At 50.5% G+C, this 15,970-nt stretch carries 10 protein-coding genes; 8 read left to right on the top strand and 2 right to left on the bottom strand.

What is annotated here, in order from left to right; all coding sequences use genetic code 11:
- Positions 1–75: 75 nt before the first annotated feature.
- From PXY01_RS09685 to PXY01_RS09665, 5 genes are all read left to right on the top strand, one after another.
- Entirely contained in the window at positions 76–1,758 is a 1,683-nt protein-coding gene (locus PXY01_RS09685; RefSeq protein ID WP_127569645.1) for an AraC family transcriptional regulator, read from the top strand.
- 107 nt (positions 1,759–1,865) lie between these two features.
- On the top strand, positions 1,866–2,882 hold the full coding sequence (locus PXY01_RS09680) for an ABC transporter substrate-binding protein (RefSeq protein ID WP_164744365.1): 1,017 nt from the start codon (positions 1,866–1,868) through the stop codon (positions 2,880–2,882).
- A gap of 9 nt (positions 2,883–2,891) precedes the next feature.
- Positions 2,892–3,899 (top strand): FecCD family ABC transporter permease, encoded by a 1,008-nt coding sequence (locus tag PXY01_RS09675; RefSeq protein ID WP_127569644.1) that lies wholly within the window; start codon positions 2,892–2,894, stop codon positions 3,897–3,899.
- Positions 3,892–4,914: a FecCD family ABC transporter permease gene (locus tag PXY01_RS09670; RefSeq protein ID WP_373864288.1), complete on the top strand. Its 1,023-nt coding sequence runs from the start codon at positions 3,892–3,894 to the stop codon at positions 4,912–4,914. The genes PXY01_RS09675 and PXY01_RS09670 overlap by 8 nt, the downstream gene beginning before the upstream one ends.
- 23 nt (positions 4,915–4,937) lie before the next feature.
- Positions 4,938–6,524 (top strand): alpha/beta hydrolase, encoded by a 1,587-nt coding sequence (locus PXY01_RS09665; RefSeq protein WP_127569643.1) that lies wholly within the window; start codon positions 4,938–4,940, stop codon positions 6,522–6,524.
- 71 nt (positions 6,525–6,595) lie between these two features.
- Here PXY01_RS09665 and PXY01_RS09660 read toward each other — a convergent pair whose 3' ends face one another.
- Both PXY01_RS09660 and PXY01_RS09655 read right to left on the bottom strand, forming a co-directional pair.
- Positions 6,596–7,645 (bottom strand): cysteine peptidase family C39 domain-containing protein, encoded by a 1,050-nt coding sequence (locus tag PXY01_RS09660; RefSeq protein ID WP_127569642.1) that lies wholly within the window; start codon positions 7,643–7,645, stop codon positions 6,596–6,598.
- Between the two features lie 151 nt (positions 7,646–7,796).
- Positions 7,797–8,192 (bottom strand): ribbon-helix-helix domain-containing protein, encoded by a 396-nt coding sequence (locus PXY01_RS09655; RefSeq protein WP_127569641.1) that lies wholly within the window; start codon positions 8,190–8,192, stop codon positions 7,797–7,799.
- Positions 8,193–8,393: 201 nt separating this feature from the next.
- Here PXY01_RS09655 and PXY01_RS09650 point away from each other — a divergent pair, with 201 nt between their 5' ends.
- The 3 genes from PXY01_RS09650 to PXY01_RS09640 all read left to right on the top strand — a co-directional run bounded on the left by PXY01_RS09650 (position 8,394) and on the right by PXY01_RS09640 (position 15,943).
- Positions 8,394–10,142: an ABC transporter ATP-binding protein gene (locus PXY01_RS09650; RefSeq protein WP_127569640.1), complete on the top strand. Its 1,749-nt coding sequence runs from the start codon at positions 8,394–8,396 to the stop codon at positions 10,140–10,142.
- The gene (locus tag PXY01_RS09645) at positions 10,129–10,902 is read left to right on the top strand and encodes a helix-turn-helix domain-containing protein (RefSeq protein WP_127569639.1); all 774 of its coding nucleotides are present in this window, start codon (positions 10,129–10,131) and stop codon (positions 10,900–10,902) included. Before PXY01_RS09650 ends, PXY01_RS09645 begins: the two co-directional genes overlap by 14 nt.
- Before the next feature lie 229 nt (positions 10,903–11,131).
- The gene (locus PXY01_RS09640; protein WP_164744364.1) at positions 11,132–15,943 is read left to right on the top strand and encodes a non-ribosomal peptide synthetase; all 4,812 of its coding nucleotides are present in this window, start codon (positions 11,132–11,134) and stop codon (positions 15,941–15,943) included.
- Positions 15,944–15,970 lie beyond the last annotated feature (27 nt).

The raw sequence follows: 15,970 nt of genomic DNA, 5'->3' as shown, positions 1-15,970 counted from the left end.
ATCCACAACCAGCATTATTTGCTATAATCCAACTAATGATAATGATAATTATTTTCAAATGAGGGTGGAGCCGCGATGAGCAGTCAAGCGATTGAATCCAATACAGGCATACATATAGAGAGCCAGCAAACGAATGTGGACATCAGTCAATTAACAGCCAGGCTGTGGGATATTGAATTGGTTCGCGTGAAACGAGGAGAGAAGCGTGGGCAGCAGCTCCTCTCTACGAACGCATACCTTGTAATACTTGAAGGAGCGGGAATGCTGGAGCGTGGTTTCAGCGTGACACGCATGAGTGCAGACATTGTGTACCGCTGTAAGCCGGAAACAACGTTCGGCTTATCGGCCTGTGGTAATGAAGAAGGACTTGTCGCTGTAATCCGATTCAGCTTGTTCGCCCCGTCATACCAGACGAGCCAGACGCTTTATGCCGTTCATGCTGATGAGCTATTGTCGGAGACCGACGGAATAGTGATTGAGCCTATAGGCAAGCTAGCGGCCAGATGCCGCACCATATATGAGCATAGCCGGAGTGAGGACAGTCTAATCCGGTGGCGGGCACAGCACGAGCTGCAGGAGCTGCTGTGTGAGATTATTGGGACTTGCCGGAAGCAAAAGCGATTCGGCACCTCGGGTACGCTGGAGCGAGTGAGGCTGTGGATGGAAGAGCACTACATGGAGGATATTACGATTGAAACACTTGCCGGGGGTGCGCAGCTTAGCCCGAAATATTTTGCCGACCTATTCAAGAAGACGTATGGGGTGAGCGCTCTCGACATGCTGCTTGATATACGAATGGCGAAAGCAAAGCAGCTGATGCTCCGTTCTGAGCTGCGACTGCGGGATATTGCGCATGAGGTCGGATACGAGGACGAGTTTTATTTCAGCCGTAAATTTAAGAGGACGTACCATATATCGCCATCTGAATACATCAAGCAGCGTAAGCGTAAAATTGCTGTCTACGGCAGTACATCCACAATAGGATATTTGGTGCCCTTAAATATCATTCCGCATGCAGCTCCGCTCCATCCCAAATGGAGCGCTCACTATTATGACTGTTATCGCGCCGACATTCCATTTCATCTGGATGCGTTTCGCCAGAATCAGCACCGTATGGACAACGTTGATAAAATAGCAGAGGCGAAGCCGGAGCTGATCGTCACGACGCCGGATCTAGAGCCGTGGGAAAAGAAGCGATTGACGGAAATTGCGCCTACGCTTGTGCTTCCAGAAGAAGGGCCGCAAGCCTGGAAGCGCGGCTTATGCGAGGTCGCAGCTGCGCTTGGCCGAGAAGATGAGGCAGAGCATTGGATAATGCAATTTGAGCAGCACAATAAGGAGTGTCGTGCACAACTGGCAGAACAATTGACGGAACAGTCGGTGATGGTCGTTCGTATGCTCGGCAGCCAGTTATACTGTTTCACCAATCAGACGATCGAAGATGTGATGTACGGCGATCTTGGCGTTCGCCGGCCGGATGCATTGAGCGACCGGTTGTTATATGGTCAGCGGCTGACGCTTGACCGGCTGGAGCAGTTGCAGGCTGATTATGTGCTGCTGCTCGTCCGGCAAGATTCAGAGACGCTCTCGCAGTGGCAGCGTTTGAGGCAGTCCGCGAGGTGGCTTGCGCTTTCTGTTGTTCACAATAACCGTCTCAAACTGATTCAATCCAATCCGTGGAGAGAGTATTCGCCGATTGGGGCACAGCTTACGAGAACGAACATGATGGAGCTTTTTTCTGGAGAATGTCCATCGTAAATCTGCGTTTTGTCCATGGATGGACGAATCAGCCGGAACTATAATCAATAATGATAATCGTTATCAATAAACATTGTTTTATTCGTTGAAGGGAGACAGGGGAAGAAATGTTTAAGAAGTACACTTGGCTTGCAGCGTTGATGATTGTGCTTGCTGTCGTATTGACAGCTTGCGGCGACGATAAAGAGGATAAGAGTGAGCAGCAGGAGACGGGGGCTACAGCTGCTGTTAGCGATACAGCAGATACGCAGGCAGAGACGAAGGATGGAGATGCATCCTCGGCTGAGACGAAGGTTATCAAATATTTGGATCAAGAATATACGGTGCCCGTGAAGACTGAACGTATCGTAGTGACGGGAGCGCTCGAAGCGATGGAGGATTCTATCTTGATGGACATTCACCCAGTCGGCGCTATCTCGGTGAAAGGTCAATTCCCGGCGATGTTCTCGTCGATTGTTGACAAGGCTGAATCGGTCGGGGAGAAGACGGAGCCGAACTTCGAGAAAATATTGGAGCTTAAGCCTGATGTCATTCTCGCTTCTTCGAAATTCGATCCGGCTGTTGTTGAGCAGCTGAGCAAAATTGCGACGACGATTCCTTATTCGCATGTGTCGACGAACTGGGCGAGCAACCTGGAGCTGCTCGGCGAGCTGACAGGCAAGCAGGATAAGGCGGCTGAGCTGATTGCGAACTATAACAGCGATCTTGAGGCGGCCAAGGGCAGCATCACGAGCAAGCTGAGCGATAAGAAAGTGCTGCTGCTCCGTATTCGCGCAGGTTCGTTGTTCGTCTATGCTTCTCAATTGTATTTTAACCCGATGCTGTATGAGGACCTTGGCTTGACGATTCCAGCTGAGGTTGAAGCGGCGAAAGCGCAGGATGCTATCGCACTGGAGAAGCTGGCTGAGATTAATCCGGACGTCCTGCTTGTTCAATTCTCTGAGGAGGAGAATAAGGACAATCCGAAGGCGCTGGAAGAACTGCAGAATAACCCGATCTTCCAAAGCATTAACGCATCGAAGAACAATCAAGTGTTCATTAATATTGTCGATCCGTTAGCGCAGGGCGGAACGGCTTACAGCAAGATTGAATTCCTTAAAGCATTCCAAAGCAAGCTGGGCTAATAACGGACCATGCGTCTGAAACATACGCTGCCGACCGCCATCCTGTTGATGGCGCCGGCAGCTATTGCGTTCCTTATCCTGCTCTCGGTTCTATATGGAGCGAAATCGATACATGCGCAGACCGTCTGGGACGCGGTCTTCCATTTTGACCGAAGCAATGTCGATCATCAGATCGTCAGAGCCTCGCGAATGCCCCGCGTAGTGGGCGCGATGCTTATTGGATGCTTTCTGGCTATTTCTGGAGCGCTTATGCAGGGAATGACGCGCAACTATCTTGCCTCTCCGTCCATTATGGGCGTATCGGATGGCTCGGTGTTCTTCGTTACGCTGGCCATGGTATGGCTCCCGTCGACTCATTCGCTCAGCATGATCGGGATCTCGATGCTGGGCTCGGCGTTCGGATCGATCGTCGTATTCGGTCTCGCTTGGCTTATTCCGCAAGGGATGACGCCGGTGAAGCTGGCTATCATTGGAACGATTGTAGGTGTGTTCCTTAATGGTGTTGCGGACGCAGTAGCAACCTATAATCAAATCTCGCAAAGTATAAGCTTCTGGTATAACGCGAGACTGTATCAGATGGACCCGGAGATGATCAAGCTTGCTATTCCGTTTGCCATCGTCGGTATCGGGCTTGCAGTCGGTCTGTCTCGATCGATAACGGTGTTATCGCTAGGCGAGGAGTTGTCGGCTGGACTCGGTCAACGGACGGCACTTGTGAAGGGATTGTCGATGCTTGCGGTCGTTCTATTAACGGGCGTATCGGTAGCACTTGCAGGTCAAGTCGCCTTCGTCGGCTTAATTATCCCGCATGTCGCCCGCATGCTGAGCGGTCAAGATTACCGCTGGATTATTCCGATATCCGGTGTGCTTGGAGGCTTATTCCTCGCGCTGTGCGACGTTCTGGCGCGCTTCGTCAACTATCCGTTCGAGACGCCGATTGGCGTCGTGACGGCACTGTTCGGCGTTCCTTTCTTCCTCTACCTAATCTGGACACGGGGAGGCGGACAGCGTGTATAGCCATTCTCCTTATTCGCTGTGGAAGGTGCTTACGGGATGTATACTCTTTATCGCGGTCGCGGTCTATCTGAGCGTGACGAGCGGCGCATTCGACATGTCCGTGCTGGAAATCGTGAAGACGCTGCTGCGCATTGATTCGGACGCGGACCGCGATCTTGTCCTGTTTGAATTCCGGCTTCCTCGGATTGTGCTCGGCTTGCTGGTCGGCTTTGCTCTTGGTGCAGCTGGGGCTGTTATTCAAGGTGTGACGCGCAACAATTTGGCTGATCCGGGCATTCTCGGCATTAACGCCGGAGCGGGCATGATGGTTGTCTTGTTCATGTTTGCACTGCGCGAAGTTATAGATATAGAGGGGACGCTATCCGTTCTCATGATGCCTATGTTCGGTATGGCAGGTGGACTTGCGGCTGCCGGTCTTATTTTGCTGTTGTCGAGACGAGGAGGACGGCTCGATCCGCAGCGGCTTATTCTTGTTGGCATTGCAATGTCGCTCGGCTTCGGAGCAGCTACGCTGTATATGTCGCTGAAGATGAATCCACGGGACTTTGAGACGGCTGTTGTCTGGCTGTCAGGCTCAATACATAGCGCCAATTGGAAGTATGTGGCGGCACTTCTGCCTTGGATAGCGTTGATGCTGCCGATCGTCTGGCTGAGGTCAGATAAGCTGGACGTAATGCAACTGGAAGAAGTGAGCGCGGTCAGTCTCGGTTTGTCGTTAGAGCGGGAGCGATTAATTTTGTTGATCGGCAGCGTCGGCCTCGTGGCGGCCAGCGTATCGGTTTCCGGCAGCATAGGTTTTGTCGGCTTGATCGCGCCGCATATGGCCAAGAGGCTGATCGGATTGAGCCATCGCAGAATCATTCCGGTCAGCGGCTTGATCGGAATGGCGTTGATTGCGGTCGGCGATTTTATTGGCAAAACGATATTCGCTCCGGCGCAATTAGCAGTCGGGATCGTTATTTCCATTATTGGAGTGCCTTACTTCGTCTATTTACTAATTCGAGCGCGTACATAATGAGAGCGAAAGGAAGCGATGGGATGTCTCGGTTTCAAATGCTGCAGTATGAAAACCGCAGGCTGACGGTGGCGCTGCCTCCCTCATACGAGCAGAGCGATCAGCACTATCCGGTAGTTTACGTGCAGGACGGGGGAGAACTGTTCGAGCAATGCTTCAATTATATCGACATGCTGTGGAGGGAGAAGAAGCTACCGGAGCTTATTCTTGTCGGCATTGAATCCGCTAACCGTAACGATGATTATACGCCCTGGCCTGCCGATCGGCTCGCCCCGGCGATGCCGGGCTTCGGTGGCGGCGGACGGGCATATGTCGATGCGCTGGCGGACAGCATAAAGCCGTTCGTCGACCGGCATTATCGGACGAAAGCTGAAGCTGAGCATACTGGGATCGTCGGAGGCTCGCTGGGCGGCCTCATTTCGCTGCTTGCTGGCGTATGGAGACCGGAGACGTTCGGGAGAATCGGCATGCTGTCTGCATCATTCTGGTTCGAAGGGATTATTGAATGGATGCGGAAGCTGCCGGTGCAGACCGGTAAGCAGCGGATGTATATGTCTGTCGGAAGCCGAGAAGGGATCTATAAGAAGGGAATTCAGAACCGGATGGTGCCTCATACGCTCGAAGTGCATCGCATTCTAACCGGATTATGCAACGACGCCTCAGCGTGGATGAAGTTCGATATCGATGCGGGAGGCACCCATGACGGGTTGTTCATGACAAGGCGGCTGCCGGATGCGCTTCGATGGCTGTTCGGCGATCGAGATGCCGGTATTCAGACGGGAGGGCCGATGGCTTCCTGTTATGCGCTTCCAGGAACGGAGACGTTCACGCTCCATGCGAAAACAAGCGGTCTTGATTATCGGATCTTCGTATCCGTTCCTGTGAAGCCTGCGCCTGCTGAGGGTTATCCGGTGCTGTATGCATTGGACGGAAATGCCTACTTCGGCTCGTTATCGGAGGCGATGCGGATGCAGTCCCGCCATCCGCTCGGGATTGATCCAGGTATTATCGTGGCGATCGGGTATGACTCGGAGGAGCCGTTCGTGACGGATCGCAGATTCTATGATATGACGACCGAAAGTGAGCCTTCCTTCGCAAGGCCTGACGGTTCACCATGGCCGAACACGGGCGGAGCGCAGCAGTTTCTCGATTTTATCGAGGAGGAGCTGAAGCCGTTCATCGAAAGCCGTTATCCGATTAACCGAGCGAGACAGGGGCTGTTCGGCCACTCGCTTGGCGGCTATTTTACGCTGTATGCTTTGATCGAGAGACCAGAGGCATTCCGTACTTATTGCGCGGGAAGTCCGTCTATCTGGTGGAATAACCATGATCTGCTCAAGCGGTTGCCGAGCTTTATCGAGCGTATGCGTGAGCAGCAGATAGAGGCAGAATTGCTGGTCGGGGTTGGGGCGGAAGAGAAGCCCTCCATGGTAGAAGATGCCCAAACGATCGTTAATCTGCTGGAGCCGCTCCATTGCGAGGTCGGCCCATTCAAGCGAGCCTTTGTTAGCTTCGAGGGCGAAGGGCATGTATCGGTCATACATCCGCTCATCAGTCGGATGTATCGAACTATTTTTGCCAAAGAGAGTGAACCGATGAATACGAAATGAATATAGAAGGCACGAACAAGGGACTCCTTCCGACGCTGCGTGCGGCGGTAAGGGAGTCCCTTCTAGCTTATTTATGATGATGTTAGAACGGTAACTTGTTGGCTTGACTTCGGCAGCTGCTGCTTAAGCTGAGGAATGAGCCTTTCTAGAACCGCCTGCTCCATCTCTCTCATCTTTCTTAATTCGTCTACCATCTTACTTAGGAGACTTGGGCTCATCGTAATTTCGTATTTGAGAGCGCTTGCTCTTGTCTTGAATGAGAGCTCTTCAATAAGTGAATATTGCTCGATTACCCAAGGATCGACTGCAATCCCTTTCTCTTCTTGTAGATATCGAAGTCTGCTCGTCATCGTTTTCTTATGCTCATAGATGACATGCAGCACCTTGGTGTCGATCATTTCGTTCCCGGAATTAGTTAGGTAATCGATCACGGAATCGTAAGTATTCAGCCCATAGATGTGATCTACCGGATCATAGTACATGCGGAATCGTTCCGATGTATTGCGGGAGTACAGGTAATCCTCCATCATCTCGATGATGATAGATAAGTCGAATGTGTAAGTTCGATCAAGCTTCAGCTCATACGAATGAATGCCGTCGGCATGAATGACGATCGGGCCGACACCTTGCTCAGTCGTGCTGTAGGCTTGCTCAAAGTCGCGCATATCCACTTCGGTAAAGGTAAAAGTTCTCGTGGCATCGAACCCGGCGATGTGAACGACGCCGCGCTCATCATCGAAGCCATATATTAGTGTGTCGTGAATAAAATGTATCTTCTGATACGCCCATCTGTCAGGCAAATAATATTCGTCTAGAAAGGTCATGACATACTGGTTGTTGCTTATGGAGTCCTTAACGAACTGGACAGGGTTTACATACTTACTGATGATAGATCTCTTCGTATAGCATTCAGCGATGAACGGAGTTTTCATCCCCAAGCGGTCGAATTCGTAGTAGTTGACGGCGAAAGACTCCGATTCACTCTTCTTACTATACAACTGAATGTAATTGCAGTTGAACCAATCGTTGAAATACGGGTGAAGCGCACTGATTAGCAACGGAAAGGCATGATGATGGAAACTGTTAATGGGCGTCTCGCCCAAAGGAAGGATTGTGGACATCTTTAATACTCCTTTATCAAATGGGATGATAAATGCTGATACGAAGAAGATGTCGTGGAGGAAAGGGCAAGCTTCGGGCCATGCTCGACCTTGTTCATTGTCTGCGTGAGTCCCGGTATGCCCTGACGTTCTAGGATGAGAGAGGTGAAGCTTAGTTGGAATGGCTTTGCAGGGAGCGCAGAAACGTTTTTACGTCTTCTCGTGCTCGGATCGTGCCGAAAATACGGGCTTTGCCTATCGTCGCCTTGGCCAGCTCGACCGTAATGTCGTTCGATAACACAAGTCCGCCGATCAGCTTGATATCCAGTCGAGTGCCATCCCGTCTCATTTCTTCGAGCTGTTCGCGATCGAAATCTAGTACCCCAACTACGAAATATTTCTTGTCTTTAATTTCTGTAATTGCGGCTGAATGGCTGTCCAGCAAGCTCTTAATGGCAATCCGGATGAAATCGGTTCGGTTATTGTAATAGCCTTGATCCACGAGCAAATCAATTTGGCCGAGATCGACAGGACCAAGATTGATGCTCACTTTCTCCAAATCGGCCATGTCATCACTCCATAAATTTCATTTACATGATGTATCCAATATGCCTTCTTGACCCATCATTGTCAATAGATTTTCTAGAAAATATATGTTGCATGAACTGGAGAAAATTACTATCATATACTCCAGAGGGAGCATAGATGGATTCTGATTGGTATCTGTACAGATGTTGCCCGAAATTCCCCAGCCGAGGAGAGGACGATCATGGCAAAGCCTAAGAAGACGATATGGAGGCTGCTCCATTATACGTTTTCATACAAGTATTCCTATCTCGTATTGATATGCACGATGCTGATAGGCATTGCATTGGAGCTTGGAGTCGCTTGGTACTTGACGGAAGTGACGAACGCGGCGATCGATACCGGCAGCGAGCGGTGGAAGTCGCTTATTGTAACAGGAGTTATTATTTTGTTCTTTACGGTAGTGAACAGCTTCGCCGACATTTACTTCAAGGCGCGCGTATCCTCTTTAATTCGCCACGATATTCGCAAAAATACGATGTCGAAGCTGCTTCGGATGTCGGAAGCCTATTTTGCAAAGAATCATTCGGGCGAGCTGCTTAGCCGAGTTGTCAGTGATAATCAGGCGATTGGCCAAGTTTGCACCGAAACGATTCTTGCTTTGATCCGGAACCCGCTGCTCGTGACCTTCTCGTTCGTGTATTTGTTGTCGCTGAACTGGAAATTGGCGCTGATCTGCTTATTTATTGGACCAATGACGATCTTCATCGGCAAAATATTCGGTAACGCACTTCGCGGGAATGCTCACCATCTGCAGCAGCAGAATGCGAAGATGACTTCTGTTATTACCGAAATTGTAGGTACGACGGTTATTCTCAAGACGTTCCGGCTGCAGGATAAGCTGTTCCGGAAATTCGATTACAGCAGCTCTGGCATAAGTAAGTATGAAATTAAGGGCGGACGGATTAATGCTATGCTTGCCGCTTCTTCCACCTTCGTTGGCCATTTTGCCTTTATTGTGACGTTTATTGTCGGCTCCTACTTCGTATCCAGAGGCGAAATGGAAATCGGCGCACTAATTGCGTTCATTCAATTGATGAATCACCTGACATGGCCGTTTACCGGATTGGCAGGGCTGTGGGGCTCGTTCCAGCAATCTCTAGGCGCTGCGGACCGTATATTCGCGTTGATCGACGAGAAGTCTGAGTGCGAGCGATTTCCGGTGCAAGGTTTACCTGTTAAGGAGTCTCCTGGCTTAAGCATGGAGAAGGTATCGTTCAGCTATACAGAAGGTGAGAGGGTGCTGCGTGATATATCACTGAGTATTAAGCCGGGTGAGGTCGCGGCTATTGTTGGTCCTAGCGGCGGTGGCAAGTCGACTATATTTAATTTGCTGCTTGGTATGTATCCAGTAGAAGAAGGAAAGATACGGATCGGACAGACGGATATCAGCTCAATGGACGTTCACGAGCTGCGCAGTCATTTCTCACTTGTACCGCAAGAAAGCCAATTGTATAGCGGAACGATTCGGGAGAATATTGCTGTCGGCAATCCGGAAGCGTCAGAAGAGGATATTATTACAGCTGCGCGCAATGCGAACGCTTACGAATTCATTATGGGGCTCCCGAACGGGTTGGACACCGATATTGGGGAAGGAGGAGCGAATTTATCTGGTGGACAGAAACAGCGAATTGCGATTGCCCGCGCATTGCTGAACCCAGCGCCTATACTGCTGCTGGATGAAGCAACCGCTGCACTGGACAGCGAGTCTGAACGGCTTGTTCAGGATGCACTAGAGAAGTTGATGGCCGGGCGCACGACGATCATTATAGCGCATCGATTGTCAACGGTCCGAAATGCCGATCAGATTATCGTTCTGGAAGACGGACAAATTTCCGCTACTGGCACGCACGAAGAGTTGATGTCGATGGATGGCATGTACAAAAAAATGGTGAATAATTTCAGTGAAGGACTTGCCGATGTCAGCGCGTAGCTTATTGCCGTATGTTGTGCAGGCTGTATTTCGTAATGTTGCAGTCAATGTTAAGGTGACGCTGCCGATTTGGGCCGAGGAGAATAAGAATCAATATGTTCTAATTTGTGTTACAGATGCGGTCACCATTACGACGGGCAAACAAACGTATTATTTGCCAGAGGGCGGCGCGGCAATTGGGAATGTGCTGGAGATTCATAATGAGAGCCAGCGGATTAACAGTATTCAGTATGCGGTTATTGAGCTAAACAAGAGTATAGCGTTTGATTATTTGCCGCTCGACGCGAATTGCAAAGAGCAGCGCGAGATCATTCAGAGTGTATTTGCATTTGAGGAGAAGATGTCGAACGTAACGACAATAAAGCGAATGCTAGAGGCGCAATGTTATGCAGAAATGGGGGGGGTTTACGATTTTTCCTACGAGTCGACGGAGAGGCTCGTAAACGTTCATCTGTACATCCAGAAGAAATATTATTTGGATCTATCTCTTGAGATGCTGGCGGAACGGGTCAACTGCAATCCGGTCTATCTGTGTAACGCTTTCACTAAGAAGTATGGCGTATCGCCGATGAAGATGGTTCAGCAGCTGAGGATGGAAGCGGCATTGAAAATGCTCGTCAGTACGAATAAACCGCTGAGTCAAATTTGCAGCGAAGTCGGATTTTATTCCGTTCCTTATTTTTCGACATTGTTCAAAAAGTACTACGGCGAGTCGCCAAAGCGATATAGGGATAACTTCCTGATATCCCGAAAGCAGTAGTAGAACACTAGGCTTTCCATTTATTTGGAAAGCCCTCTTTTTGCTCTCGATTGTTAAGATTGTGAAATAAAAACGTACTCGAATTTATGGTTCTTATCGATTTTACAGATATTATTGAATATCCCATAATGACACCTATATAATACAAAAACAGATAATTTAATATTTTTTTAAGTAATTTGATTTATTAACTGTAAAAAAGAATATGTTCGTTCAGGGTGGTGTTCTTTTGGAGAAAAGTACAGTGCTTAACGAGATTGTAGCATTAATGAAAGGCTGCATCGGCATCAATGAAAATTATAAAGTGGATGTTGACGCGGACTTTTTTGCTTTGGGCGGCGATTCCATCGGGGCCGGAGAGCTGTTAGCGTCGATTCAGCAGAAGTATCAGATTAATTTGACGTATAATGAGTTGTTTGCCGACGCGACGGCTGCCGCGATCACCGAGCTCGTCATAAGCTGTCAGCACCAAGCAGCGGCACGGGACAACAGGATTGCGCCATTAGAGCTACAGCCATATGTTCCGGTATCCGCTGCTCAGCGAAGACTGCTCGCGATCGAGCAACTGGATGCGAAGACCAGTTATCACTTGCCGGTATCGATCGTCCTCAAGGGCGAGCTGGACGACGAACGATTCGTTGATGCCTACAATCGAATCGTGGCGAAGCATCAAGTGCTGCGAACCTCCTTCGAATGGATCGACGGCGAGCTTGTTCAACGGATACACCCGTATGAATATTGCGATATTCGTGCAGCGGCAAACGAAGAGGGGATCGAGACGCATGTTGAACGGCTTATCCTACCGTTTCAGTTGGAGCAGCCGCCATTAATTCGGGCCTCGCTCATCCGGTTAGGCAGCGACGAGCATCTGTTCCTGTTCAATGTTCACCACGCGATATTGGACGGATATTCGATCGGGTTGTTTATGAAAGAGTTATCCGAGCTATATAACAGCGGTGAAGCTACGCTCTCTGAGTTGCAATACAGCGATTTCGCAGTCTGGCAGAATGAACGACTGAAGACGGATAGTTTAGACGCTAGCCGCAGCTTCTGGACAAGGCATCTCGAAGGCGAGCTTCCGCTGCTTAATATCCCAACGGACTACAGCAGGCCGAGCATGCAGAGCTTCGAAGGCAGACGAATTTACGTGAACATTGAGCCTGCATTGACAAGCCGGCTTCAGCAGGTTGCACGAGAACAGGAAAGCACGCTGTTCATGGTGTTATTATCCGCCTATTACACGCTCTTGTCACGTTACAGCAATCAGGAGGATATCATTGTAGGCGTTCCGTCAGCAGGACGAACGGTGTCGGATTTAGATCGAATGCTGGGTATGTTCGTCAATACGCTTCCGTTACGCGGCTTTCCGCAGCAGGACAAAACGTTCCGAGCCTTCCTCCAAGAGATGAAGAGCGTCGTACTAGAGGCATTTGAGCATCAGGAGTTTCCGCTCGAGGCGCTTGTTGAGAAGCTTGAAATTTCGAGAGACCTGTCTCGCAATCCGTTATTCACGACGCTATTCGTTCTCCAGAACATACCGCCATGGAATGTAAGTCTTCAAGGGATCGAAGCCGAGGCTGTTCCGGTGGATGCGCGAGGCTCCAAGCTGGACCTGTCGGTCGAGGCGCTTGAGATCGACGGCATGATCCAGCTGACGGTCGAATATGCAACGAAGCTGTACAAGGAAGATACCGTGCGCCGAATGTTCGAGCATTATATTCAAATTCTTTCCCGCATCAGTGATAACCCACACATCAAGCTCCAAGATATCGACATGTTATCTGCTGAAGAGAAGCATTGGCTCATTCAAGCGAATAACGAAACGTCGGCTCCTTTATTGCCGCATCACACGCTGCAGCAATTATTCGAAGACAGAGTGCTGATACATCCGGACAAGATTGCCGTCACCGCACCAGAGGGCGGGCAATGGCAGTCACTCACCTATGAAGAACTCAATGCAAGAGCTAACCAGGTGGCGCACGCTTTGCGTCAGCAAGGGGTAAACAGGAACGAAATTGTTGCGCTGTGCATGGAACGGTCGCTCGATATGATGATCGCCATCTTAGGTATTCTGAAAGCGGGCGCAGCTTACTTGCCTCTCGACATCCAGTATCCGCAAGAGAGAATGCAATACATATTGGATAACAGTCAAGCCCGCGCCGTTCTTACGCGTGATGCGCGCGGAGAGGAGATCATCCGTTCAACGTATTGGGGGGAACTGATAAACATTCATTCCGACAAGATTCGCGAACAGCCGACTGATAATCCCACAATGATAAATACGGGGAGCGATCTTGCCTATATCATCTATACTTCCGGCTCGACCGGCAAGCCGAAGGGCGTCATGATTGAGCATCGGTCTGTCATGAACCGGCTGCACTGGATGCAGCAGACGTTCATGTTTGAGCAGGATGACGTTTTCTTGCAGAAGACAGTTCATACGTTCGACGTCTCGGTATGGGAGCTGTTTCTGTGGTATTTCAACGGAGCTTCCTTGACTTTGCTGGCGCCGAACGCCGAGAAGGATCCTGAGGCGATTGTGTCTGCACTGCGCGAGCGGAACGTATCGGTCATTCATTTTGTTCCGTCCATGTTTAATGCGTTCGCTGCTTATGTGGAGCATAGCCCGCATAGCAGCTTGAATAAGCTGCGCTATATCTTCACAAGCGGTGAAGCGCTTAGCGCGGAGCTGGTGAACGCCTGCATGAGAAATCCGATGTTCGCGGACGTGAAGATCGTCAACTTATACGGACCGACGGAGACGACGATCGACAGCACGTATTATGAATGCACCTCGAAAACCTATATAAACGTTCCAATTGGTAAACCAATCGCTAATACACAAGTGTATGTAATCGGCAGTCATGGCGGGCTGCAGCCGATCGGTGTAGCCGGAGAGCTGTGCATCGGCGGCATAGGCGTGGCGCGCGGGTATGTGAATCGGCCAGACCTCACGCAGGAGAAGTTCGTCGACAATCCGTATCGTCCAGGCGAACGGATGTACAAGACGGGCGATTTGGCAAGGTGGCTTCCGGACGGTACGATCGAATATTTGGGCCGAATTGACATGCAGGTGAAGATTCGTGGCTATCGTATCGAGCCCGGCGAGATTGAGAACGAGCTTCGCAGGCATCCGGGCGTCCGAGATACGGTTGTCGTGTCGCATCGGGGATCCGATGGCTCGCATTCGTTATGTGCTTATGTTGCGGCGGAGCCGTCGGTCGATACGGCGGAACTGAGAAGCCATCTAGGTAAGTCGCTGCCTGATTATATGATCCCAGCCTATTTTGTTCATTTAGATCAGCTGCCGCTTAATGCGAATGGCAAAGTCGATCGCAAAGCGCTTCCGGCGCCGGAGGAGGCCTTCCAGACGGAGCGCGACTATGAAGAGCCGGACAGTGATCTCGAAGCATGTATGGCGGATATTTGGCAAGAGGTGCTCGGGCGTGAGCGCATCGGGCGCAACGACCATTTCTTCGAACTAGGCGGCGACTCAATCAAAGGGATTCAAGTATGTGCTCGCTTATACAAGTATGGCTGGAAGCTGGAGATGAGGCATCTATTTCAGCGACCGGTATTGAAGGATGTGTGTATAGAAGCAGCGCCGCTTAAGCGCCGTGCCGAGCAGGGCGTTATCGAAGGAGACATCGAGCTGCTGCCTGTTCAGCATTGGTTTTTCGAACAGGAGCTGGCCGAGGCAGGTCATTGGAATCAGGCGATGATGCTGCAGGGCAAGCAGCGAATCGATGCTGATGCGCTGTCTCAGTCGATTGCCAAGCTTGTAGAGCATCATGACGCTCTAAGAACGGTGTTCCGTCGCGATGAATCGGGAATAAAAGCTTACATTCGCGGAATGGAGACGTCCGAGAGGCTCTATTCGTTCGAATTAGCCGATTTCTCCCATATCGATGAGTCAGAGAAAGCCATTGCCGAGCTGACGGAAGCAACACATCGCGATTTCGACCTGGAGCACGGGCCGCTGCTGCGGGTCAAGCTGATACGGGATAAGAAGCACGATCATGTGCTGCTTGTTGCCCATCATTTGGTTATCGACAGCGTGTCGTGGCGGATTGTTCTCGAGGATCTGGCGATAGCCTATGAACAGATTAGCTCAGGCAAGACTCCGGTTCTGCAGGATAAAACGGACAGCATAGGCACATGGGCGCTAGCGATGCGTCGATATGCCGCAAGCAGGGGGCTGATTCACGAAGCTCCGTACTGGCAGCGAATTGAACAAGCCTCTGTACGGCCGCTGCCGCAATATTCGTCGCTAGGCGATGGGACGATGCGCAATAACGCGATTGCATCGATTCGGTTGGAGCCGAATGAGACCGAACTGCTGCTTAAAGACACGCACAAAGCCTACAACACCGAAATGAACGATGTGCTGCTGACAGCTCTGGCGCTTGCGTTGAAGGATTGGACCGGTGACAGCACCGCTCTGCTTAGCGTAGAGGGACATGGAAGAGAAGAAGTTGTCGACAATGTCGTCGTCACTAGAACCGTAGGCTGGTTCACTTCCATCTACCCTGTCTTGTTAACCATTGAGCCGGAGCAACCGGTCGGTGAGCAGCTGAAGCGGGTGAAGGAGACGCTGAGGCAAATTCCGAACCGGGGAATCGGATACGGTGTACTGCGGTACTTGGCACCTTCAGATAGCTGTGAGCAGGAGAGCTTCCGTGCAAAGCCGGAGATCAGCTTTAATTATTTGGGTCAATTTGACGCTGATCTGAACTCCCGGCTGTTCATGCCTTCGTCCTACGGATCGGGATTGGCGGTCGGGGAAGGCAACCGCAGGCTGTACGCGCTGGATATCGTTGGGATGGTGCAGCATGGCTCCATGACGATTCAATTCCAATATGACAGCGGCACATATCAGCAGGAAGTAATGGAACGGTTGGCAGAATCATATAAACGGCATCTACAGGCTATTATTGCTCATTGTACAAGCCGAACGGAGGCCGAAGTTACGGCGAGTGACCTTGCCGGGGGCAATGTGAATTTATCGGATATTGAAGAAATTATGAAGCTATTTAATTAATCCAGTAAATATTGAATAAAGGTGGAC

The organism is Paenibacillus xylaniclasticus, assembly GCF_004001065.1.
Lineage (GTDB): Bacteria > Bacillota > Bacilli > Paenibacillales > Paenibacillaceae > Paenibacillus_T > Paenibacillus_T xylaniclasticus.
Note: the sequence above shows the minus strand (reverse complement) of the source record. Positions and strands in the feature narration are given on the sequence as shown.

Bases quoted from the DNA above. Each gene is read 5' to 3' on its own strand.
- PXY01_RS09685 (WP_127569645.1), top strand. From the start codon at position 76: ATGAGCAGTCAAGCGATTGAATCCAATACAGGCATACATATAGAGAGC.
- PXY01_RS09680 (WP_164744365.1), top strand. From the start codon at position 1,866: ATGTTTAAGAAGTACACTTGGCTTGCAGCGTTGATGATTGTGCTTGCT.
- PXY01_RS09675 (WP_127569644.1), top strand. From the start codon at position 2,892: ATGCGTCTGAAACATACGCTGCCGACCGCCATCCTGTTGATGGCGCCG.
- PXY01_RS09665 (WP_127569643.1), top strand. From the start codon at position 4,938: ATGTCTCGGTTTCAAATGCTGCAGTATGAAAACCGCAGGCTGACGGTG.
- PXY01_RS09660 (WP_127569642.1), bottom strand. From the start codon at position 7,645: ATGTCCACAATCCTTCCTTTGGGCGAGACGCCCATTAACAGTTTCCAT.
- PXY01_RS09655 (WP_127569641.1), bottom strand. From the start codon at position 8,192: ATGGCCGATTTGGAGAAAGTGAGCATCAATCTTGGTCCTGTCGATCTC.
- PXY01_RS09650 (WP_127569640.1), top strand. From the start codon at position 8,394: ATGGCAAAGCCTAAGAAGACGATATGGAGGCTGCTCCATTATACGTTT.
- PXY01_RS09645 (WP_127569639.1), top strand. From the start codon at position 10,129: ATGTCAGCGCGTAGCTTATTGCCGTATGTTGTGCAGGCTGTATTTCGT.